A 26,144-nucleotide genomic window follows, 5' to 3' on the forward strand; every position below is an offset into this window, starting at 1 on the left:
CAAGGCAAGCACGTCAGGGCAAGCGGGCCGGTGGATAGCGGCCAAAGGCTTTGACCCGACCGTCAAAAATGCTAGGAGCCCAGCCAGCAGGTTCCGGGGCAGCAAGCGGCATGGATGCAAGACAACTGAAGGTCGAGGCCGCCCGGGCGGCCCTTGCCCATGTTACGGACGGCATGCGGCTCGGCATCGGTACCGGCACCACCGCCGAAGAGTTCGTGCGGCTGCTTGCCGACAAGGTTGCCACCGGCATGACCGTCATCGGCGTACCAACTTCGGAGCGCACCGCGTTGTTGTGCCGCGAGCTTGGCGTGCCGCTGTCGACATTGGAGGAAACGCCCGAGCTCGATCTCACCGTCGATGGCGCCGACGAAGTCGACCCGGAGCTGACCTTGATCAAGGGCGGCGGCGGCGCGCTGCTGCGCGAGAAGATCGTCGCCGCTGCCTCCCAGCGCATGATCGTGATTGCCGACCGCTCGAAGATGGTTGAGACGCTTGGCCGTTTTCCGCTACCGATCGAAGTCAATCAGTTCGGCCTGCGCGCAACCGAAATCGCGATTGCCGCCGCGGCACAAAATCTCGGCCTTTCCGGTCCGGTTACATTGAGGATGACTGGGGGCCAGGCTTTTGTTACAGACGGCGGCCATTTTATCCTCGATGCATCTTTTGGCCGCATTCCGGATACAAGAGCGCTTTCGAATGCTCTCCACGCCATTCCGGGCGTGGTCGAGCATGGTCTTTTCATCGGGCTGGCGTCAGCGGCCATCATCGCCGGTGGCGACGGCATCCAAACCGTCCATGCCGCCCGAAAACCAGGGAGTTCTACCGATCATGATGTTGCATAACCGGGTTCGCAGCCTTTGCGCCGTTCTGGCGGCTTCGGCCGTTTTCGCGTTCTCTTCGCCGGCGTTTTCGCAGGATGTCACGGAATCGCACCTGAAGGCTGCCCGCGCGGCGGTCGCGGCGATCCACGCGACCGACCCGTTCGACAACATCCTGCCGCAGGCGGCAGCAGCGCTCGAGTCACAGCTCATCCAGAAAAACCCGGACATGCAGGAGTTGATCGGCAAGACGATCAACGAGAAGGCATTGGCGCTTGCCTCGCGCCGCGCCGACCTGGAAAAGGAAGCGGCGCTCGCCTATGCGAAAGTGTTTTCCGAGAAGGAACTGTCCGATATCGCGGCTTTCTACAGCTCGGACTCAGGCAAGAAGCTGCTCGACAGCGGCCCGACCGTGACGCGTGAACTGGTCAAGGCAGCCGACATCTGGCAGAACGGCCTTGCCCGCGATCTCGCCCAGCAGGTCGGCGAGACACTGGCCGCAGCCGCCAAGGCAAAGGCGCCGGCGGCGCCGGCCGATGCCACCGCTCCCGCGGATGGAGCCGCTCCGGCGGATGGCGCAGCGCCCGCCGATGGTTCGGCTCCCCCGGACGACACGCAGAACTGATCCTGCGTTTTCAACCGGCCTTGCGGCCATCTGTTAAGCCCGGCTTGTCCGGGCTTTTCTTTGATGGTTTGCAGCCTACCTGTCTCTGGATTTTCCAAAGCTCGAGGAGCCACGCCATGGCCGGTTACGACTACGATCTTTTCGTCATTGGCGGCGGTTCGGGCGGGGTGAGGGCGGCGCGCGTCGCCGCCGCGCTCGGCAAGCGCGTCGGCATCGCCGAAGAATTCCGCTATGGCGGCACCTGCGTCATTCGCGGCTGCGTGCCAAAAAAACTCTATGTCTATGCATCGCAATTTCCTGAGCATTTCGCCGATGCCGCGGGCTATGGCTGGTCGGTGCCGGAAGCCAGTTTCGACTGGCAGACACTGGTCGCCAACAAGGATCGCGAGATCAGCCGTCTGGAGGCGATCTACGAGAAGAATGTACAAGGCGCTGGCGGCGAGACGTTCCATTCGCGCGCCATGATCGTCGATCCGCATGTCGTGCATCTTCTGGGCGATGATCGCACCGTCACCGCCGACCAGATCCTGATCGCCACCGGCGGTCGCCCGGCCGCGCATCCGGCGTTGCCCGGCCATGAACTTTGCATCTTTTCCAACGAAGCGTTCGACCTCAAGCAGCTGCCAAGGGCGATCATGATCGAAGGCGGCGGCTATATCGCCGTCGAGTTCGCCAACATCTTCCATGGCCTCGGCGTCGACACCACGCTGGTCTATCGGGGCAAGGAGATCCTCAGCCGCTTCGACATGGATCTGCGGCGCATGCTGCATGAGACGATGGAAAAGAAGGGGATAAAGATCCTCTGTCATGCCGTGTCCGAATGGGTCCGCAAGCGCCCTGACGGCCGGCTCGACGCAGTGGTCACCGGCGGCAAGGTATTGACCGTCGACCAGGTCATGCTCGCCATCGGCCGCATTCCCAACACCGAGAACATGGGTCTGGAGGGTATCGGGCTGGAGATGACCAAGACCGGTGCGATCGCCGTCGACAAATACTCCCGCACCAACATCGACAACATCTGGGCGATCGGCGACGTCACCAATCGCGTTCAGCTCACCCCGGTGGCGATCCACGAGGCGATGTGTTTCATCGAAACCGCCTTCAAGGGAAATCCCACCGCGCCCGACCATGATACGATCGCGACCGCCGTCTTTTCGCAACCCGAGATCGGCACGGTCGGTCTGTCGGAGGATGATGCCGTCAAAAGCTTCCCCGACATCGAAATCTACCGAGCCACATTCAGGCCGATGCGGAACACGCTGTCCGGGCGCGACGAGAAGATGTTGATGAAACTGGTGGTCGATGGCGCGTCGAAGAAGGTGCTCGGCGCCCACATCCTGGGACCAGATGCCGGCGAGATGGCGCAACTCCTCGCCATTCCGCTCAAAGCCGGCCTGACCAAGGATGATTTCGACCGCACGATGGCGGTGCATCCGACAGCGGCGGAAGAACTCGTCACCATGTACAAACCGACCTACCGCGTGAAGGATGGCCAGCGCGTCTGACCTTTCGCCAGTTCGCTCGTCGTAAGGGGCAATCAATGACCGCGACCATCGGTTCCGCGCCGCTCGACGATGACTTTGGCGGACGCGTCGATCAAGTAGTCGACAGGGCCATCGAGGAGCGCATTGTCGGCGCCACGATCCTCATCGCTCGACGCGGCGAAATCCTTTACAGCCGCGCCGCCGGTCTTGCCGACCGCGAGTCGAAAAAACCGATCACGGCGGACGCGATCTTCCGGCTCGCGTCGGTGACCAAGCCCGTGGTCGCGACCGCGGCTCTTGCCCTTGTCGAAGCAGGCGTGATCGGCCTCGATGATCCCGTGGCGAAGTTCATCCCTGAATTCCGGCCGAAGCTGGCTGACGGCAGCGAGCCCGTCATGACCGTCCGACAGTTGCTGACGCACACCGCGGGCCTGTCCTACGGTTTCCGCCAGACCGCCTACGGACCCTATCATCGCGCCGGGATCTCCGATGGTCTCGACCAGCCCGGCCTTTCCATGGCCGAGAACCTCCGGCGCATCGCCTCGGTGCCGCTGTCCTACGCGCCAGGAACAGGCTGGGGCTACTCGGTGGCGATGGACGTGCTGGGCGAGGCCATGGCGAGAGCCGCCGGAGCCACCCTGCCGGAGCTGATCGATCGCCTGGTCGTCCAGCCGCTCGGCATGCACGACGCGGCCTTTGCGGTGCGAGATCGATCACGGTTGGTGACGCCTTACGCCGATGGACCTGGCAAGGCCGTGGCGATGGGCGAGCATCATCGCGTCCCCTTCGGCGACGGCGCCATCTCATTCTCGCCTCAGCGCGTCTTCGATCCCGCCTCCTTCGCGTCAGGCGGCACCGGCATGAACGGCACAGCTGGCGATGTCCTCAAGCTTCTCGAAGCGCTGCGTTCCGGGGGCGGACCCGTTATCCGGCCCGAGACGGCCGCGGCAATGACCACGGACGCGATATCGGGCCTGGAAACCACCATGCCCGGCTGGGGCTGGGGTCTTGGGTTTGGCATCCTGCGCGACCCGCTGGCCGCGTCGACGCCTCAGGCCGCGGGCACCTGGCGCTGGGGCGGCGTCTACGGGCATTCCTGGTTCGTGGACCCGACAATGGACCTGACGGTGGTGGCGCTGACAAACACGGCGATCGCCGGCATGGTGGGCGCCTTCCCCGATGCGCTCCGCGACGCGGTCTATGGCAGGCAAGCCTAAGGCCGGAAGGGCGGAACCCGCCGCCGGCCATTTGCCGGCGGCGGAAACAATTGGCGCTGCTGGTTAGAGCAGCGTGCCGCGCAGGATCACCAGCGCCACCGAGAAATAGATCACCAGCCCGGTGACATCGACCAGCGTGGCGACGAACGGGGCCGATGCGCTGGCCGGATCGAAGCCGATGCGTTTCAAGGCAAAAGGCAGCATCGACCCTGACAGCGAGCCAAAGGTGACGATGCCGACCAGTGCCGCGCCCACCGTCGTGGCGATCAGTGGCCAGTGCGGCCCATAGTCGTAGAAGCCCATATATTGCCAAAGCGCGATGCGGCAGATGCCAACCACGCCCAGCATGGCACCCAGCACGACGCCAGTGGGCAGTTCGCGCAGCGCCACCCGCCACCAGTCGCCAAGACCGATCTCGCGCAGAGCCAGCGCCCGGATGACAAGCGACGTCGCCTGTGAGCCGGAATTGCCGCCGGAGCTCATGATCAGCGGGATGAACAGCGTCAGCACGATCGCCTTTTGCAGTTCGCCCTCGTAGCTCTGCATGGCGTTGGCCGTCAGCATCTCGCTGAGGAAGAGCGCGCACAGCCAGCCGCCCCGCTTCCTGATCATGGCGAGAAAACCCATCTTCATGTACGGCTCATCGAGAGCCTCCATGCCACCGAAGCGGTGCACGTCTTCCGTCGTCTCCTCGATCATCGTGTCGATGATGTCGTCGATGGTGACGATGCCCAGGATCTTGCCATGGTCGACGACCGGGACGGCGAGCAAATCGTATTTGGAAATGAGTTGAGCGACTTTCTCACGGTCGGTGAGCGGTGAAACCGTCACCGGCACGCGGTCCGGCGCCACCGTCATGATCAGATCGTCCGGCTCACCGGTGATGAGCCGACGCAGGCCGGTCGATCGCATCAGGAGATGCGTTTGCGGGTCAACGATATAGATCGCGTAGACGGTTTCGCGTGTCCGCTCGACCTTGCGGATATGGTCGAGCGTGCGGCCAATGGTCCAGTCCGAGGGAACGCTGACAAACTCCGTCGTCATGATCGATGCGGCGCTGCCTTCGGGATAGCCCAGAATGGAAAGCAGTGTCGCGCGCAGTGCCGGCGCCAGGGCTCCGAGCAGCTCGGAGCGAGCCGGCTCATCGAGATCGCGCAGGATGTCGGCGGCGCGGTCGACCGACATGGCGGTGAGCAGCTTGCCTGCCCTGGCACGCGGCAGCGTCTCCATGAGTTCGGACGCGCCGGCAAGTTCCGGCTGGTCGAAGATCTCGACCAGACGCTCGAATTGCACTTCGCAGAGCAGCTCCGTCGCGGTTTCTCGCGGCTCCCTGTTCAGCGCCTCGACAATGTCGGCGACGTGATCATTGGCCAGGATACGAGCGATTGCGACGGCATCGTCGCTCGCTATCGGGGTAAATTCGTTCATGGTTCACTCCTTGCCGTCCGGCAAGGCATGAACCATTCAAGGTCACGTCTTAGGCGGACGGCGGTTGCGTTCGACTGTGACTATCGCCAGGCATGGCGCGGTGACCTTTCCGCTTGCGGGTTCGCGTTTGAATGTCTGCAAGCCGGCGCAACATAGGGATGCGCCTTGCCGAGTCAATCGTGGTGAGAAGGGAAAATGCCGGCCAGCGAGCAGGATCGCGAGACTGTGATCACCGGCCGACACATGACGCGGCTGGTTCGTCTCACAGCCTCGTTATTTCTGCTTCAGCCGGCGCGAAAAACGCAGCCATTTGTCCTCGACCGGCCTCGGCTGCGCGAGAATGGTGGTGAGTTCGGCAGGCAGGGTCGGAACCAAAGGCTTCTTGGTGGCGACACCGTCGGCGATCGCGACAACGCTGTGATAGAATTCGCTGCCGGTCATCGATCGCGGCGCCACCGCCTCGTGCATGACGCTGATCACCGTGACATCGGGACAGTTGTCCTTGATCGCCTGGTGGAAGGCAACCTTGCCCTGCGGGTCGAGGGCGCCGGTGGCCTCATCCAGGAACAGCAGCCCTGGCTGCTGCAGTATGATGCGAGCCACCACCAGCTTCTGTTTCTGGCCACCCGACAAAACCTGATCCCAGCTTTTGCCTTCGCGGCTGTTGTCGGCCATATGCTCGATGAAGTCACCGAGACCGGCCTTGTGCAATGCCGAGGCGACCTGCGCGTCGCCATGGTCGTGCTCGGAACCCGGCAGGCAGACCAGCTGTTTCAGCGACACTTGCTGCAGCTTGACCTCCTGGGCGGCATAGAAACTCCTCACTCCCTCGGGGAAAACGATGGTGCCATGGCCATAGGGCCACAGTCCATTGATCGCCTTGATCAGCGAAGTCTTGCCGCAACCGGATTCGCCTTTCAGGAACGTCCATTCGCCGCGCCGGAAGCGCAGATTGGCGGCACTGAGGAACGGCGTGGCGTCTTCGCCCTGATGCGCCAGCTCGAGCTTCTGGATGGTCAAGCCGAAAACCGGGTTCTGGCTGGCGTAACGGAATTCGGAGCGACCGGTCTGACTGTAGAACTCCTGTGGATGCTGGACATTCTCGATCGCCACCGCCAGTTCGGTCACGCGCTGGCTGTTGGCCCGCAGCGTGGCAATGGCAGGCATGACATGGATGAACCACGAACATTGGCCGATCAGCGCATTGACCAGTTCGGAGCCGGTAATGTAGCCCTTGAGATCGAGACCGTTGTGGATGAACGGCACGAGGCCAGGCCCATAGGCGACAATGCGGGCGCCGACAAAATTGTAGATCAGCTCGAACGACATGTAGACGGTGTTGACGATGTTAAGCCGCGTCCAGGTGCCGTCGATGTCGACATAGAGCCGGCCATGCATGGTCTTCTGCACGCCTTCGCCCTGAGAGGCGGCGACATGGAAACTGCGGCGCAGGAACGTCGTCAGCTCACCGCGATAGCTGCCTTCAGCCTGCTGCATCCGGATGTTGAGACGCTCGAGCAGGCCGCCGAGCTTGACCGCTATCCAGGTGTTCAGCGGCACATAGGTGGCAACCGCCAGGAAGGCCAGGATGGCACTGCCATAGCTGCCGAGGAACTCCAGCCCCTTCACCTCGACAGAGGTTTCGAGCAGCTTCTGGCCGACAAAATAGAGCGAGGTGGCAACCCCCAGAACGCCCATGGCGAGACCGATGGCGCCGCCGGTCATGTCCTTGATGGATTCCTGGACGCGCTGGTCGATGTTGTCGGGAGCGGGCGCGCCCGTGCCGGTCGACGCGTGCTGGGCGTGGAAATGCGTATGATTGGTGTCCAGCAGCGCTTCGTTGAAGCGGCTGTCCAGCCAGCCGCGCCATTTGCGGTGCAATGTCGCCGAGACAAGATTGCGGATGCCGGTAAAGCCGGCGTCCTTGAGCACGACCAGCAGAACGAGGATGCCGGCATTGACCAGCAGGGTGCGAAGCGGCGTGGTGTTGGCGGCGTCATGGAAGAAGGCGATCGAGTTTACGAGTTCTCCGGACGCTTCGGCGAACCAGACACCGGCCTTGCTGGACAGCGCCGTGAGCAGCGCGATGACCAACGTCAGCGTCCAGGCTTCTTTCCAGCGATCCGAGACCCAGTAGGCCCGCATCAGGCCCCAGAAGCTGCGCATCGAGGACACCGGCGTCAGGAGCGACCGCCTTACGGCATCGCGGTGTAGTTCATCCGGTGCTGACTCTTGCGATCGTTTGCCGATCCGAATCACGATCCCGCCCAAACCTTTTTTGTTTTGTTACGGAGGGTAACACCAATTGATCATTTTCCATTAATTTTTAAAGTTGGCCGAACGGATTACTCCCAGCGGCCGTTGCCAGGAGGCAACAGATCGCTTGGCCGGAATGCCGCCAATCCCGTCAGCACAAATCAGGATATCGTCATTAATTCAAACTCTTGATCGGCGCAGGCACGCCTTCGTCGAAGCTTCCCTTAGGGAAGCTTTTCACACGTTTTTGTGAACTCGAAAATCGTGGGGGAAGATCGATTTTCTTGCCGCGGACTGACCGGAGCGCCCGAAAATACCGTTCATGATTCCGACAGGCTTGCTTTTTTCGTCCTTGGCGGAGCCGCAAAAAATGCCGGCAACGGCCTCGCGGCACGTCGTACTTGGGCAATGACAACGTCTCAATTCGCGGGTGGAACCAAGCTGCATAAGCGCTGAGTTGCAACGGGGCCACGGCTTCGTCAGGCAAAGGTGATGGTGCAATAGCCAGCGTTGCCAGGTGCAGCAGAGATCGTGCCTCAGCCGGCTGCTCTTTCCAATTCGCCGCGCGCCTTCGCCGCCGCAACCTGGCGAATGGCGTCGGCCAGCGTGTCGACATCCTGCGCACCCATGACCGCGTATTTGCCTTCGAGCAGGAAGCACGGCACGCCTGATATCCCCATGCGCGACGCAGTGGCGATCTCGGTGCGAACCGCCTCGACATCGGCGTCGGTGGGCAAGAGTGTGGCGATCACGGATGCGTCCATGCCAGCCTCGCGCGCGGCTTCGACAAGGACCGCGTGGTCGCCGATATTGGCGCCCTCCTCGAAATTCAGCTGGAACAGGCGGCGCACCAGCCGGTTCTGGACTTCCTCGCCGACAGCTCCGGCCCAGCGGATCAGCCGGTGCGCATCCAGCGTGTTCGCCGCCACCTTGATAGCCCCGAACGCGAAGGAAATGCCTTCGGCTTCGCCCAGCGGCTCGATGCGGGCATGGATCTCACGGATGCGCTCGTCGCTGCCGAACTTGGCCAGCATATACTCGTGGCGATCCCTGCCTTGCGGCGGAATGGTCGGATCGAGCTGGAACGGCCGCCATCGAACATGCACTTCACCGCCGACAGCGGCGATCGCCTTGTCGAGCCGCTTCTGACCGATGAAGCACCAGGGGCAAACGACATCGGACACCACATCGACGGTGATGGCGTTGAGTACGCTCATCTCGATCTCCTGATCTTCAGTTCGCCTTGCGCCACCAGGTTGGCAGTTGATAGCCGAATATGGGCGTCTTCTGCGGATGTTCCAAGTAGTTCCAATAGGCGATCCATTGCTGCGTGTTGTGCTGCATCGGCACCATGTAGTTGCCGGAGATCAGCAGCCGGTCGAGAACGCGAACGGCGGCGACATAGTCTTCCTTCGAGCGGGCGTGCAGCATCGCCTCGATCGCCGCGTCCACCGCCGGATCGGCAACCCCGGCGAGATTGAACGAGCCTTCCGCCCTGGCCGCGGCCGAACTCCAGCGTCCAGTCTGTTCGATGCCGGGCGACAGCGAATTGTTGAAGCCGCTCGAGCCGACCAGCACCTCGAAATCGAAGCGCTGCTTGCGTGACTGGATCTGATCGCCATCAAGGCTGCGAATGCTGACGTTGATGCCGATCTTTTCCAGCGTGCGCTGGTAGATGCCGGCAAGACGCTCCTCGTCCTGCGAGGCAGTAAGTATCTCGAAGCCGAAGGGTTTGCCGTCGGGATCGAGCATCGTCCCATCCTGCACGTGGAAACCGACGCTTTTCATCAGGTCGAAGGCGGCTTTCAGCACCTTTCGATCCTGGCCTGAACCGTCAGTGACCGGCGGCCGGTAGGTACCGTCCATGACATCGGCCGGCACGCGACCGGGGTAGGGAGCCAAAAGTGCTTTCTCCCTGTCGTCGGCCGGATGGCCGAGCGCGGAAAGCTCTGAATTCTGCCAATAGCTCATCGTGCGTGTGTATTTGCCGCCGAACAGGTTCTTGTTGGCCCATTCGAAGTCGTAGAGCATGCCGAGCGCACGCCGCACGACGGGGTTGGAGAATTTCTGCAGCCGGGTATTGAACAGGAAGCCGGTCACCACAGGCGGAATGCCGGTGTCGAAGGTCTCGGCAATCACGTCGCCCTTGTGGAAGGCCGGGAAATCCAGATCGCGCTCGCGCTTCACCGGGTCGCTGTCGTCGTCGATGGCGCACAGGCCTTTCTTGAACGCTTCCAGCTTGGCGTTGGCGTTGAGGAAATATTCGATGGTGATCTGGTCGTAATTGTCGAAACCGCGCTTGGCCGGAACATCCTTGCCCCAGTAATCCGGATTGCGCTTGAAGACGATGCGTTGGCCGGGCTGTACCTGCGCTATGGTATAGGGGCCACTGCCGATCAGCGGCTTTAGCGTGGTCTTGTCGAAGGTTTCCTTGTCGAAAGCATGTTTGGGAATGATCGGCGTCAGCGCGATGATCAACGGAAATTCGCGATCGGCCTTGTCATTGAAGGTGAAACGAACACTGTGGTCGCCGGTCTTTTCGAGCTTGGCGACCCTGGCCATGCGGTCGCTATAGGGCGGGCGGCCCTTCTCCGTATAGACATCGTAGCTGAACAACACATCCTCGGGCGTTACCGGCTCACCATCCGACCACCTGGCCTTCGGGTTGAGATGGAATTCGATGCTCTTGCGCTCGGGGTCCATGTCGGCGGTGTCTGCCAGCAGCCCGTAGAGGGTAAAAGCCTCGTTGGCACTACGTTGCATCAATGGCTCGAAGACCAGATTGCCGAAGATCGTGTCCATCATACCGCGCGCCGTTGTGCGCAGGCTCTTGAGGATGAAGGGGTTGAGGTTGTCGAAGCTGCCGACGACGCAATAGGTGACGCTGCCGCCCTTCGGCGCGTCGGGATTGACATAGTCGAAATGCGTATAGTCGGGCGGGAGCTCCGGTTCGCCCTGCATGGCGATCGCGTGCTTCGGCTCCGACACCGCCGGCTGATGCGAAAGGGCGAGAAACGATATCGCGGTGATCAGCCAAACAAGAACGCGGCCCATGACCGTCTCCTTACTGGGTCGGCTTGATGATTCGGTGCGCACCCTAGCATGAGGCAGCGGCATGCCGGCCAATGGTGTGGTCAAGAATTACAAGTGGCGGGCTGGATTCGGCATCACTTGCAGTGTAACACGCCGACCGAAGTCATTCTGTTGCCTCATTTCGGCAACAGGTAGCTGGACCACACGGCGCGAAGAAGCCGGTCCCGGGATCATTTGAGAGGAAGTGCACGACATGACGAGCCTGAACAGCAACGCGTACCGCCTGTCGGTCATGGCCGCTGGCGTGATCGGCTTTCTAGGCGCAGGGCTTCCCGCTGCTTCCGCACAGCAACAACAGCAGATTCCGCAAGGCTGGTTCAAGGCTTGCACCAAGCAGGAAGATGTCGACATCTGCAACGTCCAGAACATCACCACCGCCGGCAACGGCCAATTGATCACCGGCGTCAGCCTGATCGAATTGAAGGGCAAGGTGAACCGCAAGGTGTTCCAGGTGACGGTGCCGACCGGTCGTCTGGTGCCTCCCGGCATCGGCCTGCAGATCGATACCGGCAAGGCGCAGAAGCTCGACTATGTGATCTGCTTCCCGGATCGTTGCGTGGCGGAGGTGCCGTTGACCGACCAGCTCGTCGCCTCGTTCAAGAAGGGCCAGGCGATCACGCTGACTTCGGTCAATTTCCAGAACCAGCCCAATCCGATCAAGATCGCCCTGCAGGGCTTCAGCGGCGCCTATGACGGCCCGCCGCTGCAGCAGTCGGACATCGAGGACCGGCAGAAGAAGCTGCAGGACTTCGTCGCCAAGAACAATCAGGACTTCGCCAAGAAGCTCAAGGAAGAGCAGGACAAGGCGAAGACCGCCAACTGATCACCCGTCATCGGGTCATTCTCAAGCCAAGGAAAAAGCGGGGTCATGCCCCGCTTTTTTCGTTACTGACCATACGGGCAACGCCGGTAATCAGTGTCTGGACTGCCGTTTGGGCTCGTAGCGCCCGTCGGGCCTCTTGTCGAACATCTCCTTGATCTGCGGATGCCTGACCGGTTCACCCGACCGATCCTCCAGCAGATTCTGCTCGGATACATAGGCGATGTATTCGGTTTCCGAGTTCTCGGCGAGCAGGTGGTAGAATGGTTGATCCTTGCGCGGCCGCACATCGGCGGGGATGGCTTCGTACCATTCGTCGGTGTTGGCAAACTGCGGATCGACGTCGAAAATGATGCCCCTGAACGGAAACAGCCGATGGCGAACCACTTGCCCGATTGCGAATTTGGCTGTTTTCATCGTACTCACCACTGAATTCCTTAGCTTTATTTGGCGCAGACCGCGTGTCAATTCAATCCTGCTGTGCTTGACGCGCCGTCAAGCACAGCAGGACGCGGGGCACGGTTCCGCTGCATGCGGGCGATATCGACGATCGTCGACCATGCAGATCAGCAAGAATGTCCGGAAGGTCGTTACCGGCGCACCGGCCTTCGCAGGCCGCCCGCGAGCGCCGCGAAGCCGCTGCCGGGACGAAGTCCCTCGCGCATGAAGAACGCGCGAAGCGGTGCGAAGCCGCCGAGCACGCCGAGCCCGGCAACGCGGGCAATCTGGGCCGGCAGCATGTCGGAGAGGAGCGACATGTTGAGCAGGTTGACCGCTCTGCTGCGTGCCAGAATATCGGGGCGGCGCTTGAAGTCGTAGGCCGCAAGCGCCGTTGGGGAACCGGGATCGCGACGATTTTCACAAGCAATCCCAATAAGATCTTCGATATCCCTGATGCCGAGATTGAGGCCCTGTGCGCCGATGGGTGGAAACACGTGGGCGGCTTCGCCGACCAGCGCTATCCGGTCTCGCGCGAAGCGCAGCGGGGTCACCGCCGAAAGCGGATAGATCTGGCGCCCCGGCTCGACCGTCACCCGGCCCAGCATCGACTGCATCTGTTGTTCGACCCGCATTGAAAGCGTTGCATCGTCCAATGCGGCAAGTTCTGTCGCGGTCTCCGGTTTCACCACCCAGACGAGGCTGGAGCGATTGCCGGGCAGTGGAACCTGCGTGAACGGCCCGGTCTCGGTGTGGAATTCGGTCGAGGTATAGGCATGGTCGCCAGTGTGACGGAAATTGAGGACAAGCGCTGCCTGCGGGTAGGAGCGAGCCGAGGTCGAGATGCCAGCCGCCTGGCGAGCCGGCGACAGCCGTCCGTCGGCGGCGACCGCCAACGATGCGTCCACCGTGCTGCCGTCGGTCAGAATGGCACCGGCGTGCTCGGCATCGAGATGCCAGCTCGCCACCATCGACCTTCGCCACTCGACGCCGGCGTGCGCGGCAGTCGCGCCGGCGAGCGTCGGATTGAGGGCGCTGTTGGGCAGGTTCAAGCCGAACTGTTCCTCGTCGATCTCGCTGGCGCGGAACGTGACGACCGGACTGCGGATCAGCCGGCTGGTCGCATCGACTATGCGCATCACTTTCAAGGGCGCAGCCTTGGGCTTGATGTCTTCGAGGACGCCCAGCCGTGCAAGCACATTCAAGGCAGGGTTCATCAGCGCCGTCGTGCGGCCATCCGGAGCAGAAGCCTCGGGCCCGACGAGCGTCACCGGGAAACCGGCATCGGCGAAACCGAGCGCCGCGATCAATCCTGCCGGCCCCGTGCCAGCAACCAGTATCCGCGCAGTTCCCTGATGCTCCAAGATCGGCTTCCGGCTTGCAATGCGAGGCGGTCCACCTGACCTGCCAGTCGATCAGCATATAGGTCAGATCATGGCGCTTGATCAACGCGGCGATTCGGCTCATTCGAATGTCATGACCGGCCAGCAACACGACTTCAGCCATCTCGACCGCGTGGGTCGCGCCACGGCGAACATCGCGCGCAGCCCGCGTGTCACGGTCAATGTGGTTATTGGCACCGGTATCCTGCTTGCCTGGCTGTTCCTTGCCGCGACGGCAATCCGTGGCGCTGAAGGGCGGGTTGCAGACGGCGGCGCGCCTGGTGACGCGATCCTGCAAGACCTGCCGCGCCTGCCACTGCCGGCTTTCCTGGAACGGTTCTTCGCGCTTTGCCTCTCGCCGGCGGCGCTGGACGGAAGTGTCGGCCTGCAGGCCGGCGCGCTCGTTGCGATGTGGTTCCTGATGGCGATCGCGACGATGCTGCCGTCCGCCGCACCGATGATCCGCACCTATTGCGAGATCGCCGATACGGCACGAATCAAGGGCGAGCCGGTCGTCCATCCGCTGGTGCTGGTCGCCGGTTATCTCAGCGTCTGGCTCGCCGCCTCGGTGATGTTCGCGGCGCTGACCTTTGCCGGCCACGCCTTCGCCTCTTCCGATGGGCTGCTTGACCCGGCGATCGGTATTGCCGGCGCACTCGCGCTCCTGATTGCCGGCCTCTACCAGTTCAGCGGCCTGAAGGAAGCCTGCCTGAAGAAATGCCGAAACCCGTTCTCGACCCTGTTTTCGAACTGGAGTGCGAGGCCCGCCCGCATCTTCCGGCTTGGCCTCGCACAAGGCATATGGTGCCTCGGCTGCTGCTGGGCATTGATGCTGGTGATGTTCGCCGTCGGCGTGATGAACGTCTTCTGGATGGCCTTGATCGGGTTGTTCACCCTGATCGAAAAACAAACAGCGAGCAGGGTTCCAACCCGGCTGGCCGGTGCGATACTGCTTGTCTGGGCAGCCGCCCTGCTAGTAGTCTCACGATAGTGGGGGAAATTTCGATGGCAGATCAGGGCTGGGCGATGAAGGGAGAGCTCGTACTCTCCTGCAATTGCACGGTTTTCTGTCCTTGCGTGCTGTCTCTCGGCAGTCATCCGCCAACCGAAGGCTATTGCCAGACCTGGGCGGGGTTTCGCATCGATGCCGGCCATTTCGGCGACGTCGACCTGTCTGGTCTCAATCTCGGGCTGGTCATGGAAATCCCCGGCTATATGAGCCGCGGCAACTGGACCGCCGGCCTGTTCATCGACAAGCGCGCCTCTGTCTACGCGGTCAAGGCACTGACAAGGATCTTCACCGGTAAGGCGGGCGGCACCACATCGTTGCTCTCCATCCTTGTCGGTAAATTCCTCGGCGTCGAGCAGGTGCCGATCACCTATGAGACGCGCGACAAGACGCGCATCTTCCAGATACCGAAGATCATCGACGGGGCGGTGACGCCCATTCCCGGCAGGGACCGCGAAAAGGATACAGTGATCAGCAATTCGGAATACTGGATCGCGCCGGAGATCATCGTGGCCAAGTCCGACAAGAGCAAGATGCGGGCTTTCGGCCGCAACTGGAATTTCGCTGGCCGTTCGGCCGAAATCTGCAAGCTGGATTGGCGGGGCCCGTGAGCAAAAACACAACGGCCAGGAAAGCCGCCAAGAAGATCACGGACCGGATTCCGCGGCCGAAGAAGAAAGTCACCTGGCCGCAGGCGAGGGCGTTTTCCGTCCATCTGCTGACCGCGTCGGGCTCGTTCCTGGCGTTCCTGTCGCTGGTGGCGGCGAGCGAACAGCGCTGGACGGCCATGTTCTGGTGGCTCGGGCTGGCGCTGTTTGTCGATGGTATCGATGGGCCGATCGCCAGAAAGCTCGAGGTGAAGGAAATCCTGCCGACATGGTCGGGCGAACTCCTCGACAACATCATCGACTACGTGACCTACGTCCTGATCCCGGCCTTCGCGCTCTATCAGCGCGGCTTCATGGGGGAGGGGCTGTCATTCCTGTCGGCGGCGATCATCGTCGTCTCCAGCGCCATCTATTATGCCGACACCGGCATGAAGACGAAGGAGAACTTCTTCAAGGGATTCCCCGTGGTCTGGAACATGGTGGTGTTCACACTGTTTGTCATTGAGCCGGGACCGTGGGTTTCGTTCGCGGTGGTGGTGGTAGCCGGCATTTTGACTTTCGTGCCGATGAACTTCATCCATCCGGTTCGCGTGGTGCGGCTGCGGCGCATCAATCTTTCGATGACCCTTTTGTGGTGCGCCTTCGGCGCGCTTGCCCTGGCGCAAGCGGCGCTCGCAGCCTTCTACGATCAGATCGGCGTGCTGGGCGAGCAGGTCAGCACCTTCACCAAGATCGGCATCACCATTACCGGGCTCTACCTTGCCTGTATCGGCGGCATCATGCAGTTCTTTCCAAATCTCGGTGCTAAAAAGGCCTGATCAGCCAGAGGAAGCCTAGCCCATGTCCAAAGCGATCCGTATCCACGCCAATGGTGGTCCGGAAGTTCTCACCTATGAGGATGCCGATCCCGGCCGGCCGGGATCTGAGCAGATCCTGATCAGGCACACGGCGATCGGCCTCAATTTCATCGACGTCTATCATCGTTCGGGCCTCTATCCGCCGCCTGGCGGATTTCCGCTTGTCCCCGGCAGTGAGGCCGCCGGAGTAGTGCTGGAAGTCGGCGAGGGCGTCGACTGGCTGAAGCCGGGCGACCGGATCGCCTATGCGGTGACGACGGGCGCTTATGCGCAAGAGCGGGTTATCGATGCCAGCCGCGTCGTCAAGGTTCCGGATGGCATCAGCGACGAGCAGGCGGCCGCAATGATGCTGAAAGGCATGACCGCCGAGTACCTGCTGCGCCGTACCTTCAAGGTGAAGGCGGGCGACACCATCCTGTTTCACGCCGCGGCCGGCGGCGTCGGATTGATCCTCGGCCAATGGGCGAAACATCTCGGCGCGACGGTCATCGGCACGGCCAGCTCGATCGACAAGATCGAACTCGCCAAGGCGCATGGCTTCGACCATGTCATCAACTACAAGGAGCAGGATTTCGTCGCCGGCGTCGCCGCCATCACCGGCGGCGGAAAATGCGATGTCGTCTACGATTCGGTTGGCGACGACACGTTCCCGGCGTCGCTGGACTGCCTGAAGCCGCTCGGCATGTTCGTCAGCTTCGGCCAGTCCTCGGGTCCGATCCCGCCGTTCAGCATGTCATTGCTGGCACAGAAGGGCTCCTTGTTCGCCACGAGGCCAACATTGTTCGTCTACAACGCAAAACGTGAGGCCCTGGAGGCCTCGGCCGCAGCCTTGTTCGAGGTCGTGCTCAGCGGCGCTGTGAAGATCAAGATCAACCAACGCTACGCGCTGAAGGACGCCGGCAAGGCGCATTCCGACCTCGAAGGCCGTAGGACAACCGGGACCACCATTCTCATCCCTTAGTCCCTTCCGGCTTGCTATCCCTTGAATTTCCGCTGAAATTCTTGAAGCTCTTTCAAGACGCGTGCCGCTTTCCGATGGGAGCCGGCCGCGCCTACCATGCTTGCGGGAACACAGAACATATCTGGCTAACCAGATGGGAGGCACTGTGAGTGCAAATCAGGATGGCACGAACTTGCTCGAGGTTCGTGGCCTTACCAAGATATTCGGTACGCTGACGGCGTGCGATCATATCGATCTCGACATCGCCAGGGGTGAAATCCACGCTTTGCTCGGCGAGAACGGCGCCGGCAAGTCGACGCTGGTCAAGATGCTGTTCGGATCACTGGAGCCCAATTCCGGCGAGATTTTCTGGAACGGCCAGGCGGTCAGGATCACCAGCCCCGGCGTTGCGAAAAAGCTTGGCATCGGCATGGTGTTCCAGCATTTCTCGCTGTTCGAGGCGCTGACCGCGGCGGAGAACATCGCCCTGTCGCTGGATGATGGTTCGCCGATCAGCAGCATCGCGGCCAAGGCGAGGGCGCTTTCCTACAGCTATGGGCTGCCGCTCGATCCTGAATCGATGGTCGGCGACCTGTCGGTCGGCGAGCGCCAGCGTATCGAGATCATCCGCTGCCTGTTGCAGACGCCGCAGCTGATCATCCTCGACGAGCCGACCTCGGTGCTGACGCCACAGGAAGCCGACAAGCTGTTCGAGACGCTGGAGCGGCTGCGCTCGGAAGGCAAATCGATCCTCTACATTTCGCACCGGCTCGAAGAGGTCAAACGCATCTGCGATCGCGCCACCGTGCTGCGGCATGGCAAGGTCGTCGGCCACTGCAATCCACGCGAGGAGACCGCGGCCTCGCTGGCCCGCATGATGGTCGGCAACGAGGTGCAGGCCGTGGTGCGTGCGCCGGTCGAGGGGATCGAGACGGCGCAGCCGCTGCTCGAAATCCGCGGCCTCACCCGTAAGCCGGCAACACCGTTTTCTATCCCGCTCAGGAACATCAGCCTGAATGTCCGCGCCGGCGAGGTGATCGGCATCGCCGGCGTCGCCGGCAATGGCCAGGGCGAGTTCTTCGAATCCGTCTCGGGCGAAGTGTTGCAGCAGGATGCCGCGTCCGTACGCATCCGCGGCAAGGACGCCGGTGGCCTCACCATCACCGGACGGCGTTTGCTGGGCGCCGCTTTCGTTCCCGAAGAACGCCTCGGCCATGGTGCGGCGCCACGCATGAAGCTCTCGGAAAACCTGCTGTTGTCGCGCCATGCCACCGACGGCAAGGCCTTTGTCGGCACCGGCGGGATGGTGAAGAGCGGCGCTATCTACGCCGCGTCCCAACGCATCATCGCGGCGATGGACGTGCGCAAGAGCGCCCCGGATCCGGAAGCCGCGGCACTTTCGGGCGGCAATCTGCAGAAATTCATCGTCGGCCGCGAACTCGACCGCCGGCCCAGCGTCATGGTGGTGAACCAGCCGACCTGGGGCGTCGACGCCGGTGCCGCCGCCCACATCCGACAGGCCTTGATCGAGCTGTCGCGCAGCGGATCGGCGGTGCTGGTGATCAGCCAGGATCTCGACGAACTGTTCGAGATATCGGATGCCATCGCGGTCATGCACAATGGCGAGCTGTCCAAACCCATGCCGATCGCCGAAGCGACCTTCGAGAAAGTCGGCTTGCTGATGGGCGGCGCCGAGCCCGGCCACGCCGAACACACGCTGGAGACGGCATGATGCGCCTCGAACTCGTCAAACGTCCGCAGCGCTCGGCGCTGTTTTCAGCACTGTCGCCGTTCATGGCCTTCGTGCTGACCATCATCGCGGGCGCCATCATGTTCGCGCTGCTTGGCGTCAATCCGTTGACGGCGTTCCGGATCTATTTCATCGAACCGGTCAGCCAGGTCTGGCAGCTGCATGAGCTGGCGATCAAGGCTGCCCCCCTCATCCTGATCGCTGTCGGCCTGTCGGTCTGCTACAAGGCCAATATCTGGAATATCGGCGCCGAGGGCCAGTTCATCTTCGGCGCCATCTTCGGCTCGGCCATTCCTGTGCTGTTTCCGCAGTTCGAAGGCCCGCTGGTGCTGCCGCTGATGCTGTTGCTCGGCATGGTCGGCGGCGCGGCCTATGCGGCGATCCCGGCTCTGCTCAAGACGCGCTTCGGGACCAACGAGATCCTGACCAGCCTGATGCTGGTCTATGTCGCCCAGCTGTTCCTCGACTGGCTGGTGCGCGGCCCCGGCGTGATCCGCAGGGCCATGGTTTCCCGCAGACGATCCAGTTCGGCGACTCGGCCGTGCTGCCGGAGCTGATGCCGGATGCAGGGCGAGCGAACTGGGGGTTCGTCTTCGCCTTGATCGCCGCGGTGCTGATCTGGATCCTGATGAGCCGCATGCTGAAGGGCTTCGAGGTGCGCGTACTCGGCTCCAGCCCGCGGGCAGGGCGCTTTGCCGGCTTCGGTCTCAACCGCATGGTGTTCTTTGCCTTCCTGCTGTCGGGTGCACTGGCCGGTCTTGCCGGCATCTCTGAAGTCTCCGGCGCCATCGGCCAGTTGCAGCCGGTGATCTCGCCCGGATACGGCTTCACCGCCATCATCGTGGCGTTCCTCGGCCGGCTCAACCCGCTCGGCATCGTCGCCGCAGGCCTGGTGCTGGCGCTGACCTATCTCGGTGGCGAAGCGGTGCAAAGCGCGCTCGGCATTTCCGACAAGGTGGCGCGGGTATTCCAGGGCATGCTTTTGTTCTTCGTGCTCGGCTGCGACACACTCATTCATTACCGCATCCGTCTGATCGGCCTGGCGCTGACGAAACCGGAAAGCGCGGCCAAACTCGAAGCCGCGCCAAAGTTGAAGGAAGCCCGCTGATGGACATCACCATCAACATCCTTTTGACCATCGCCACGGCGGCAACCCCGTTGCTGATCGCCGCGATCGGCGAACTGGTGGTCGAGCGCTCCGGCGTGCTCAATCTCGGCGTCGAGGGCATGATGATCATGGGCGCGGTCGGCGGCTTCGGCGCCGGCTATCTGACCGGTTCGCCGTGGATCGGCCTTTTGGCGGCGATCGCCATGGGGGCGGTATTCTCGCTGCTGTTCGCCGTCATGACGCTGTCGCTGGCAACCAACCAGGTGGCGACCGGCCTGTCGCTGACACTGCTTGGCCTCGGCCTTTCCGGCATGATCGGAACGAGCTTTGTCGGCCAGCCCGGCGTCAGGCTGCCCAATCTCGATATCCCCGGCTTGACCTCGATCCCCGTCATTGGCAGGCTGTTGTTCGGCCAGGACCCGATCTTCTACATTTCGATCGCGCTGACGGCGGCCGTCATGTGGTTCCTGTTCAAGACGCGTACCGGGCTGACGCTGCGCTCGATCGGCGACAGCCACGCATCGGCGCACGCACTCGGCATCAAGGTCATCCGCTACCGCTATCTCTCGGTCATCTTCGGCGGCGCTTGTGCGGGCCTTGCGGGCGGCCATCTGTCGCTGGTCTACACGCCGCAATGGGTCGAGAACATGACCGCCGGCCGCGGCTGGATCGCGCTGGCGCTGGTGGTGTTCGCTTCGTGGCGGCCGTGGCGCGTGCTCGCCGGCGCCTACATCTTCGGCGCGGTGTGGATCGGCCAGCTTCATGCACAAGCTTTTGGCATTCCAGTGCCCTCGCAGATGCTTTCTTCTCTGCCCTATCTGGCAACCATCGTGGTTCTCGTTCTAATCTCGCGCAACAAGCGTCTGACGATGATGAACACGCCGGCTTCCTTGGGGCAGCCATTCGTTCCGGATCGTTGACAACAAGAACAAACGGGAAGCCCCAAGGCTTAACACAGAGAGGTAACCACAATGAAAAAACTGCTTATTGCCCTGATGACCACGACAGCGGCGTTTTCGCTGGCGGCGTCCGCGGAGGCCGCCGACAAGCTGAAAGCCTGCTGGGTTTACACCGGCCCGATCGGCGACTTCGGCTATTCCTACCAGCACGACCAGGGCCGGCTCGAGGTCGAGAAGGCGCTCGGCGACAAGGTCGAGACCGCCTATCTGGAGAACGTGTCCGAGGGCCCCGATGCCGACCGCGCTTTCGAGCGTCTGGCGCGCGAGGGATGCAAGCTGATCTTCGGCACTTCGTTCGGCTTCATGGACGCGGAAGTGAAGGTCGCCAAGAAATTCCCCAAGGTGATGTTCGAGCACGCGACCGGCTACAAGTCCGGCGACAATCTCGGCCTCTACAATGCGCGCTTCTATGAAGGCCGCTATGTGCTCGGCCAGATCGCCGCCAAGGAATCGAAGTCCGGCGTCGCGGGCTACATCGTTTCCTTCCCGATCCCGGAAGTGGTGATGGGCATCAACTCCTTCATGCTCGGCGCACAGTCGATCAACCCGAACTTCAAGGCCAAGATCGTCTGGGTGAACTCGTGGTTCGATCCCGGCAAGGAAGCCGACGCCGCCAAGGCGCTGTTCGACCAGGGTGCGGACATCATCGTCCAGCACACCGATTCGACCGCTGCCCTGCAGGTGGCCGAGGAGCGCAAGCTGCATGGCTTTGGCCAATCCTCCGACATGATCAAATTCGCGCCGAACGCGCAGCTGACCTCGCTGACCGACGAATGGGGTCCCTACTATATCAGCCGGGTCCAAGCGGCACTGGACGGCACCTGGAAGCCGGACAATGTCTGGCTTGGCATCAAGGACGGCGCGGTCAAGCTCGCGCCCTTCACCAACATGCCCGACGACGTGAAGGCGATGGCTGAGGCAACCTCGAAGAAGATCGCCGGCGGCTGGAACCCCTTCACCGGGCCGATCGCCAAGCAGGACGGCACGCCATGGCTGAAGGACGGTGAAGTCGCCGACGACGGCACGCTGCTCGGCATGAACTTCTATGTGAAGGGTGTCGACGACAAGCTGCCGCAGTAAGCTGCGCGAAGATTGAAATGAAGAGGGCGCCGCGAGGCGCCCTTTTCTTTGCTTGCGTGAACGGAATGAAATCAGACCGCCGATCCGTAGAGGTCGTAGGCATCGGCGCGGTCGATCTTGACGGTGACGATGTCGCCTTGGCGCAGCGGGCGGCGCGACTGGATGTGGACGGAGCCGTCGATTTCAGGCGCGTCGTATTTGGTGCGGCCTTTTGCCGACGTGCCGTGCGCCTCGTCGATCAGCACCGGCAAGCGCTTGCCGACCTTCTTGGCCAGCTGCGTTGCCGAAATCTTCTGCTGGCGCTGCATGAAGCGGTGCCAGCGCGCTTCCTTGATCTCCTGCGGAACCTGTTCGAGGCCTAGGTCGTTGGAGCGGGCGCCCCGGACCGGCTCGTATTTGAAGCAGCCGGCACGGTCGATCTTGGCTTCATCCAGCCAGTCGAGCAGCGTCTCGAAATCATCGTCCGTTTCGCCGGGGAAGCCGACGATGAAGGTCGAGCGTATGGCAAGATCCTGACACACCTCGCGCCAGCCGCGAATGCGCTCGAGCGTCTTTTCGCCATGCGCGGGCCGGCGCATGTTCTTCAGCACCTGCGGCGAGGCGTGCTGGAACGGGATGTCGAGGTAGGGAAGGATCTTGCCTTCCGCCATCAGCGGGATGACGTCGGCGACATGCGGGTAGGGGTAGACATAGTGCATGCGCACCCAGATGCCGAGCTTGCCCAATTCCTCGGACAGATCGAGGAATTTCGCCCGAACCTCGCGGTCGCCGAACATGCTGGTCTGGTACTTGATGTCGATGCCGTAGGCGCTTGTGTCCTGCGAGATGACCAGAAGCTCCTTGACACCGGCCTTGGCCAGCTTCTCGGCTTCGCGCAGCACATCGGCCGCCGGCCTCGAGACAAGATCGCCACGCAACGCCGGAATGATGCAGAAGGTGCAGCGGTTGTTGCAGCCTTCCGAAATCTTGAGATAGGCATAGTGGCGCGGTGTCAGCTTGACGCCCTGCGGCGGCAGCAGATCGACATAGGGATCATGCGAAGGTGGCGCCGCTTCATGCACGGCGGCCATCACGCTCTCATAGGCCTGAGGGCCGGTGATGGCGAGAACGTTGGGATGCTTCTCGCGGATCACGTCCGGCTCGGCGCCCAGGCAACCGGTGACGATGACCCTGCCGTTTTCCGAAAGCGCGGAGCCGATGGCGTTGAGCGACTCGTCACGGGCGGAATCGAGAAAGCCGCAGGTGTTGACGACGACGAGGTCGGCGCCGTCATGCTTGCGCGCGATCTCGTAGCCCTCGGCGCGCAGGCGCGTGATGATGCGCTCCGAATCCACCAGGGCCTTCGGGCATCCAAGACTGACAAAACTCACGCGGGGAGCGGACATATAGGGTTTTCCGGACTTTTCAGGATTGCGGCGCCAGTACCACACTTATTGCGGCATTGGTATGGTGGAAGACATCCATGGCCAGACGCGCGGCGATCGAGCGTGAAGCCTCAAGCCAGATCGAACGATCCGGAGACAGGCTTTTTTCAGCTTACCGCGTTGCTGACATGCGGCCAGACTTCCATCGCCCCGCGATAGACCATGTCGACAGCAACATAGAGAATGATGAGCAGGCCGATATAGGCGATCCAGCGATGGCGGTGCAGCAGCTTGGCCATGAAACTTGCCGCCAAGCCCATCAGCGCGATCGACAGCACGAGGCCAATGACCAGCACCGGGAAATGATCGCGCGCGGCACCGGCGACCGCCAGTACGTTGTCGAGCGACATCGACACGTCTGCGACGACGATCTGCAATGCTGCCTGGCCGAGCGTCTTGCGCTTGGTCTTGCCAGCCACCGCGTTGTCGTTGTCGAGATCGGAATTCGACAGCGCCTCGGTCGCTTCCAGCTCATCGGCATGCGACGTGCGCAACTCGCGGTACATCTTCCAGCAGACCCACAGCAGCAAGATACCGCCGGCCAGGAGCAGGCCAACGATCGCCAGCAGCCTGACGGTCACCGAGGCAAAACCGATGCGCAGCACCGTTGCCGCCAGCACGCCGATGAGGATGGCCTTCTTGCGTTGTTCGGCCGGCAACCCGGCGGCGGCAAGGCCGATGACGATCGCATTGTCGCCAGCAAGGACGAGGTCGATGGCGATGACCTGGAGCAGGGCCGTCAGGCTGGCAGCGCTGAAAATGTCCATCGACCGGAAGCCCTTGCCTGTTTGCCGAGTGTTCGTCGATTATCCAGACGGGCCCTAACTTGGTGATCCCTTGACGTCAAGGGTTCGCCCATGGCGGCGTCACCGAACCATCGTTCCACCGAGGCCGAATCCAATAATCTGCGCACTTTCCGGCAGCCGGGCAAAACCGCCACGGCCGAGAACAAATCAATCGTAAAGATTGTACTTTGCCCAATCGGCTTCCGGAATCTCATCACCGATCCGGTAACGGAGTTGCAAAACTTGCATATGGTCCGGTCCCGTCTGGCACTTGAACTTCAACCGGTACCATTGCCCCTTGCTGCGAAACGCGGCACCTGGGCTCCTGATTGCATCCGTGCCCATCTCGGGCGTCGCGAAGGCGTAGGCGACGACGCGATCCGCCTTGAACTTGCGATCGTCGTGAGTGATCCGGTCGAGCACTTCGGCATCACAACGCTGTTCAAGACGGGTTTGCGGATCGAGTTTCATCAGGCCGGCGCGCAATGCACTGTCCATTGCGTTGGCCGGAAAACTCAGCGTCACAGACGCCAAGGCGGTCATGCAGAGCTTCTTCATGGGCGGGACAAGCAGCATGTTTTGTCGGAAAAATCAACATGACGGGACATTCCGCACCGATCAGAAATCAATGATCGGAATGTGATCGGCGACAGTCCGACCGGACATGCGCCCCTTTTTCACCCATTCAAGCGTTCAAATCTTTTGTCTGCTCTGCCGCGTCAGGCAATTGCGGCCAACGAACCAGCGAAGCCCGGCCGGCGGCGGTAAGGTCATAGAGGCCGCGGTCGACGCGCGCGAACCAGCCATAGACATTGTGCAGCAGGATCTTGGGCGCGATCGGCGTCAGCATCTTCAGATCACGGGGGCGTTTGGGTCCGTCGGCCATCGCGGCGGCACAGGCGAGGGCGCTTTGCCGATACGCCGTCATGATCGGATTGCGCGACCCGCCTCCCGCAACGGGATCGCCGCGGCGGCGCTGATGTTCGTCGACCAGCCGAGAGCGCCGTCGCGCATTCTTGCGCGGCGACAGCGCGACCGGGCTGAGAAGCACCTCGACCCGATCATTCGCAGTCACGCCAAGCAGGCCAAAGCCAAGCCGGCGGCAGAGGTTGCGAAACCTGGCATCGCCCTCACGTCCCTTGCCCCGCACCGACATGCGCGCGGCCAGCCACACCTCGTCGCAGGCCGTCGCGCGATCGACACCTTGCAGCACCAGTTCGAGATTGAACTGCAGCTTCAGTTCGCAGATGACGACGACCGGCGGCTCGCCCTCGCGCAACGCAACAATGTCGCAGCCGCCGATCTCGCCTTTCACGACGAAGTCGAGGCTTTCGAGGAACCGCTTCACCGGTGCATAGAGTGAGGTCTCGTTCATGCCTCAAGGCTTAGCCGATTCGGGCGATAAAGCCTTGCGGCGGTGCGGGGCTTACCGCGCGCCCGCTGGATCAGCGCCTGGAAACGTCTGGCCTTCCCGAAAGATGGGTCACAGTTCATTCCGGGGAGATGGGTTATACTTTCGGGCCTTTGCAAGGAGCAGAAACGCGCTCTGGTGAGGCTCGGAGAGGGCCTGACGCATCACCTGAGGATGAAGTAGAGCGGTACGAGAATCGAGAACGCCGCGACAGCGGCGAGAAATAGGTCTGTGGTCATGAGCCCCCGCCCGGAATTCCATGACCCTTCTCACATTCAAGTTAGCTAAAATGCAAGGAGTCGGCCCTGTGCATTCGACTGTATCCCCTGATTGTTCCACTTACCGGCCAGCTCGATTTCAGGAATAGGCTCCTCGTTACGGCGACCCTTCAATGGAGATCGCCAAATCTCAAAAAACCCTCGTCGGCACCCACGCCCCTCATGAGATGATGTACGTTAATTGCGGGCATCCGATATGCTGCAAATTGACCAAGCTCCAGGCGCTCATCGACAGGCTCTGCGTCGACCATAGCTCGATGCATCAGGATATGGCGGGGATCTTTGACTGCTGAGCTGTAAGCCGCGGCTGCCACCAACGGCCGGTGTTCTTCACGATCATCCCGATTACGAAGGCCAGCAGCGAGACCGGAACA

General features: G+C 62.0%; 23 protein-coding genes and 1 pseudogene. 14 read left to right on the forward strand and 10 right to left on the reverse strand.

Going from position 1 to position 26,144, the window contains the following annotated elements; genetic code table 11:
- Nucleotides 1-110 precede the first annotated feature (110 nt).
- The 4 genes from rpiA to AC56QQ_RS18390 all read left to right on the forward strand — a co-directional run bounded on the left by rpiA (nucleotide 111) and on the right by AC56QQ_RS18390 (nucleotide 4,144).
- Complete coding sequence (gene rpiA / locus AC56QQ_RS18375; RefSeq protein WP_497100863.1) at nucleotides 111-842, forward strand: ribose-5-phosphate isomerase RpiA; 732 nt, start codon at nucleotides 111-113, stop codon at nucleotides 840-842.
- Nucleotides 829-1,443 carry a DUF2059 domain-containing protein gene (locus AC56QQ_RS18380; RefSeq protein ID WP_497122915.1) on the forward strand — a complete coding sequence of 205 codons (615 nt, stop codon included), beginning with the start codon at nucleotides 829-831 and terminating at the stop codon, nucleotides 1,441-1,443. Before rpiA ends, AC56QQ_RS18380 begins: the two co-directional genes overlap by 14 nt.
- 116 nt (nucleotides 1,444-1,559) lie before the next feature.
- Complete coding sequence (gene gor, locus AC56QQ_RS18385; RefSeq protein WP_497122916.1) at nucleotides 1,560-2,948, forward strand: glutathione-disulfide reductase; 1,389 nt, start codon at nucleotides 1,560-1,562, stop codon at nucleotides 2,946-2,948.
- 35 nt (nucleotides 2,949-2,983) lie between these two features.
- Nucleotides 2,984-4,144, forward strand: a complete 1,161-nt coding sequence (locus AC56QQ_RS18390; RefSeq protein WP_497122917.1) for a serine hydrolase domain-containing protein — start codon at nucleotides 2,984-2,986, stop codon at nucleotides 4,142-4,144.
- Between the two features lie 63 nt (nucleotides 4,145-4,207).
- Here AC56QQ_RS18390 and mgtE read toward each other — a convergent pair whose 3' ends face one another.
- The 4 genes from mgtE to AC56QQ_RS18410 all read right to left on the reverse strand — a co-directional run bounded on the left by mgtE (nucleotide 4,208) and on the right by AC56QQ_RS18410 (nucleotide 10,882).
- The gene (mgtE, locus tag AC56QQ_RS18395) at nucleotides 4,208-5,572 is read right to left on the reverse strand and encodes a magnesium transporter (RefSeq protein WP_497122918.1); all 1,365 of its coding nucleotides are present in this window, start codon (nucleotides 5,570-5,572) and stop codon (nucleotides 4,208-4,210) included.
- A 273-nt stretch (nucleotides 5,573-5,845) separates the two neighbouring features.
- Entirely contained in the window at nucleotides 5,846-7,738 is a 1,893-nt protein-coding gene (locus tag AC56QQ_RS18400; RefSeq protein WP_489861341.1) for an ABC transporter ATP-binding protein/permease, read from the reverse strand.
- A 626-nt stretch (nucleotides 7,739-8,364) separates the two neighbouring features.
- Nucleotides 8,365-9,045: a DsbA family oxidoreductase gene (locus tag AC56QQ_RS18405; protein ID WP_489861340.1), complete on the reverse strand. Its 681-nt coding sequence runs from the start codon at nucleotides 9,043-9,045 to the stop codon at nucleotides 8,365-8,367.
- A gap of 16 nt (nucleotides 9,046-9,061) precedes the next feature.
- On the reverse strand, nucleotides 9,062-10,882 hold the full coding sequence (locus AC56QQ_RS18410) for an extracellular solute-binding protein (RefSeq protein ID WP_497122919.1): 1,821 nt from the start codon (nucleotides 10,880-10,882) through the stop codon (nucleotides 9,062-9,064).
- Nucleotides 10,883-11,114: 232 nt separating this feature from the next.
- On the opposite strand from AC56QQ_RS18410, the gene AC56QQ_RS18415 reads away from it, so the two are divergent.
- Nucleotides 11,115-11,744, forward strand: a complete 630-nt coding sequence (locus AC56QQ_RS18415; RefSeq protein WP_091585775.1) for an invasion associated locus B family protein — start codon at nucleotides 11,115-11,117, stop codon at nucleotides 11,742-11,744.
- 90 nt (nucleotides 11,745-11,834) lie between these two features.
- Here the strand turns inward: AC56QQ_RS18415 and hspQ are convergent, their stop codons facing one another.
- Nucleotides 11,835-12,158, reverse strand: a complete 324-nt coding sequence (gene hspQ / locus AC56QQ_RS18420; RefSeq protein WP_019858091.1) for a heat shock protein HspQ — start codon at nucleotides 12,156-12,158, stop codon at nucleotides 11,835-11,837.
- A gap of 173 nt (nucleotides 12,159-12,331) precedes the next feature.
- Nucleotides 12,332-13,543, reverse strand: a complete 1,212-nt coding sequence (locus tag AC56QQ_RS18425; RefSeq protein WP_497122920.1) for a UbiH/UbiF family hydroxylase — start codon at nucleotides 13,541-13,543, stop codon at nucleotides 12,332-12,334.
- Nucleotides 13,544-13,613: 70 nt separating this feature from the next.
- Between AC56QQ_RS18425 and AC56QQ_RS18430 the strand changes: the two genes are divergently transcribed.
- From AC56QQ_RS18430 to AC56QQ_RS18465, 8 genes and pseudogenes are all read left to right on the forward strand, one after another.
- A complete protein-coding gene (locus AC56QQ_RS18430; RefSeq protein ID WP_497122922.1) occupies nucleotides 13,614-14,552 on the forward strand; it encodes a DUF2182 domain-containing protein in 939 nt (312 codons plus the stop codon).
- Nucleotides 14,553-14,566: 14 nt separating this feature from the next.
- The gene (locus AC56QQ_RS18435; protein WP_497122923.1) at nucleotides 14,567-15,181 is read left to right on the forward strand and encodes a DUF1326 domain-containing protein; all 615 of its coding nucleotides are present in this window, start codon (nucleotides 14,567-14,569) and stop codon (nucleotides 15,179-15,181) included.
- Nucleotides 15,178-15,996: a phosphatidylcholine synthase gene (gene pcsA, locus AC56QQ_RS18440; RefSeq protein ID WP_497122924.1), complete on the forward strand. Its 819-nt coding sequence runs from the start codon at nucleotides 15,178-15,180 to the stop codon at nucleotides 15,994-15,996. The genes AC56QQ_RS18435 and pcsA overlap by 4 nt, the downstream gene beginning before the upstream one ends.
- 22 nt (nucleotides 15,997-16,018) lie before the next feature.
- On the forward strand, nucleotides 16,019-16,996 hold the full coding sequence (locus AC56QQ_RS18445) for a quinone oxidoreductase family protein (protein ID WP_497122925.1): 978 nt from the start codon (nucleotides 16,019-16,021) through the stop codon (nucleotides 16,994-16,996).
- Between the two features lie 133 nt (nucleotides 16,997-17,129).
- Nucleotides 17,130-18,707: an ABC transporter ATP-binding protein gene (locus AC56QQ_RS18450; protein ID WP_497122926.1), complete on the forward strand. Its 1,578-nt coding sequence runs from the start codon at nucleotides 17,130-17,132 to the stop codon at nucleotides 18,705-18,707.
- A pseudogene (locus tag AC56QQ_RS18455) lies at nucleotides 18,704-19,833 on the forward strand (ABC transporter permease). The gene AC56QQ_RS18450 and the pseudogene AC56QQ_RS18455 overlap by 4 nt, the downstream one beginning before the upstream one ends.
- Nucleotides 19,833-20,753 (forward strand): ABC transporter permease, encoded by a 921-nt coding sequence (locus AC56QQ_RS18460; protein ID WP_497122927.1) that lies wholly within the window; start codon nucleotides 19,833-19,835, stop codon nucleotides 20,751-20,753. The pseudogene AC56QQ_RS18455 and the gene AC56QQ_RS18460 overlap by 1 nt, the downstream one beginning before the upstream one ends.
- Before the next feature lie 51 nt (nucleotides 20,754-20,804).
- Entirely contained in the window at nucleotides 20,805-21,872 is a 1,068-nt protein-coding gene (locus AC56QQ_RS18465) for a BMP family ABC transporter substrate-binding protein (protein WP_489861330.1), read from the forward strand.
- A gap of 71 nt (nucleotides 21,873-21,943) precedes the next feature.
- Here AC56QQ_RS18465 and rimO read toward each other — a convergent pair whose 3' ends face one another.
- From rimO to AC56QQ_RS18485, 4 genes are all read right to left on the reverse strand, one after another.
- Complete coding sequence (gene rimO, locus AC56QQ_RS18470) at nucleotides 21,944-23,257, reverse strand: 30S ribosomal protein S12 methylthiotransferase RimO (RefSeq protein ID WP_497122928.1); 1,314 nt, start codon at nucleotides 23,255-23,257, stop codon at nucleotides 21,944-21,946.
- Between the two features lie 146 nt (nucleotides 23,258-23,403).
- Nucleotides 23,404-24,063, reverse strand: coding sequence for a TerC family protein (locus AC56QQ_RS18475; protein ID WP_091585755.1), 660 nt, complete (start codon nucleotides 24,061-24,063; stop codon nucleotides 23,404-23,406).
- Between the two features lie 186 nt (nucleotides 24,064-24,249).
- On the reverse strand, nucleotides 24,250-24,657 hold the full coding sequence (locus AC56QQ_RS18480) for a DUF930 domain-containing protein (RefSeq protein ID WP_497122929.1): 408 nt from the start codon (nucleotides 24,655-24,657) through the stop codon (nucleotides 24,250-24,252).
- 109 nt (nucleotides 24,658-24,766) lie between these two features.
- Complete coding sequence (locus tag AC56QQ_RS18485) at nucleotides 24,767-25,456, reverse strand: DUF2161 domain-containing phosphodiesterase (protein WP_497122930.1); 690 nt, start codon at nucleotides 25,454-25,456, stop codon at nucleotides 24,767-24,769.
- Between the two features lie 427 nt (nucleotides 25,457-25,883).
- Here AC56QQ_RS18485 and AC56QQ_RS18490 point away from each other — a divergent pair, with 427 nt between their 5' ends.
- Entirely contained in the window at nucleotides 25,884-26,063 is a 180-nt protein-coding gene (locus AC56QQ_RS18490) for a hypothetical protein (RefSeq protein WP_497122931.1), read from the forward strand.
- Nucleotides 26,064-26,144 lie beyond the last annotated feature (81 nt).

It is taken from the genome of Mesorhizobium sp. RCAM 05099 (assembly GCF_059683685.1).

What these genes read in the sequence shown, in the direction of transcription:
- rpiA (WP_497100863.1), top strand. Translation starts at nt 111, where the DNA reads ATGGATGCAAGACAACTGAAGGTCGAGGCCGCCCGGGCGGCCCTTGCC.
- AC56QQ_RS18380 (WP_497122915.1), top strand. Translation starts at nt 829, where the DNA reads ATGATGTTGCATAACCGGGTTCGCAGCCTTTGCGCCGTTCTGGCGGCT.
- gor (WP_497122916.1), top strand. Translation starts at nt 1,560, where the DNA reads ATGGCCGGTTACGACTACGATCTTTTCGTCATTGGCGGCGGTTCGGGC.
- AC56QQ_RS18390 (WP_497122917.1), top strand. Translation starts at nt 2,984, where the DNA reads ATGACCGCGACCATCGGTTCCGCGCCGCTCGACGATGACTTTGGCGGA.
- mgtE (WP_497122918.1), bottom strand. Translation starts at nt 5,572, where the DNA reads ATGAACGAATTTACCCCGATAGCGAGCGACGATGCCGTCGCAATCGCT.
- AC56QQ_RS18400 (WP_489861341.1), bottom strand. Translation starts at nt 7,738, where the DNA reads ATGCGCAGCTTCTGGGGCCTGATGCGGGCCTACTGGGTCTCGGATCGC.
- AC56QQ_RS18405 (WP_489861340.1), bottom strand. Translation starts at nt 9,045, where the DNA reads ATGAGCGTACTCAACGCCATCACCGTCGATGTGGTGTCCGATGTCGTT.
- AC56QQ_RS18410 (WP_497122919.1), bottom strand. Translation starts at nt 10,882, where the DNA reads ATGGGCCGCGTTCTTGTTTGGCTGATCACCGCGATATCGTTTCTCGCC.
- AC56QQ_RS18415 (WP_091585775.1), top strand. Translation starts at nt 11,115, where the DNA reads ATGACGAGCCTGAACAGCAACGCGTACCGCCTGTCGGTCATGGCCGCT.
- hspQ (WP_019858091.1), bottom strand. Translation starts at nt 12,158, where the DNA reads ATGAAAACAGCCAAATTCGCAATCGGGCAAGTGGTTCGCCATCGGCTG.
- AC56QQ_RS18430 (WP_497122922.1), top strand. Translation starts at nt 13,614, where the DNA reads ATGGCGCTTGATCAACGCGGCGATTCGGCTCATTCGAATGTCATGACC.
- AC56QQ_RS18435 (WP_497122923.1), top strand. Translation starts at nt 14,567, where the DNA reads ATGGCAGATCAGGGCTGGGCGATGAAGGGAGAGCTCGTACTCTCCTGC.
- AC56QQ_RS18445 (WP_497122925.1), top strand. Translation starts at nt 16,019, where the DNA reads ATGTCCAAAGCGATCCGTATCCACGCCAATGGTGGTCCGGAAGTTCTC.
- AC56QQ_RS18450 (WP_497122926.1), top strand. Translation starts at nt 17,130, where the DNA reads ATGGGAGGCACTGTGAGTGCAAATCAGGATGGCACGAACTTGCTCGAG.
- AC56QQ_RS18460 (WP_497122927.1), top strand. Translation starts at nt 19,833, where the DNA reads ATGGACATCACCATCAACATCCTTTTGACCATCGCCACGGCGGCAACC.
- AC56QQ_RS18465 (WP_489861330.1), top strand. Translation starts at nt 20,805, where the DNA reads ATGAAAAAACTGCTTATTGCCCTGATGACCACGACAGCGGCGTTTTCG.
- rimO (WP_497122928.1), bottom strand. Translation starts at nt 23,257, where the DNA reads ATGTCCGCTCCCCGCGTGAGTTTTGTCAGTCTTGGATGCCCGAAGGCC.
- AC56QQ_RS18475 (WP_091585755.1), bottom strand. Translation starts at nt 24,063, where the DNA reads ATGGACATTTTCAGCGCTGCCAGCCTGACGGCCCTGCTCCAGGTCATC.
- AC56QQ_RS18480 (WP_497122929.1), bottom strand. Translation starts at nt 24,657, where the DNA reads ATGCTGCTTGTCCCGCCCATGAAGAAGCTCTGCATGACCGCCTTGGCG.
- AC56QQ_RS18485 (WP_497122930.1), bottom strand. Translation starts at nt 25,456, where the DNA reads ATGAACGAGACCTCACTCTATGCACCGGTGAAGCGGTTCCTCGAAAGC.
- AC56QQ_RS18490 (WP_497122931.1), top strand. Translation starts at nt 25,884, where the DNA reads ATGGAGATCGCCAAATCTCAAAAAACCCTCGTCGGCACCCACGCCCCT.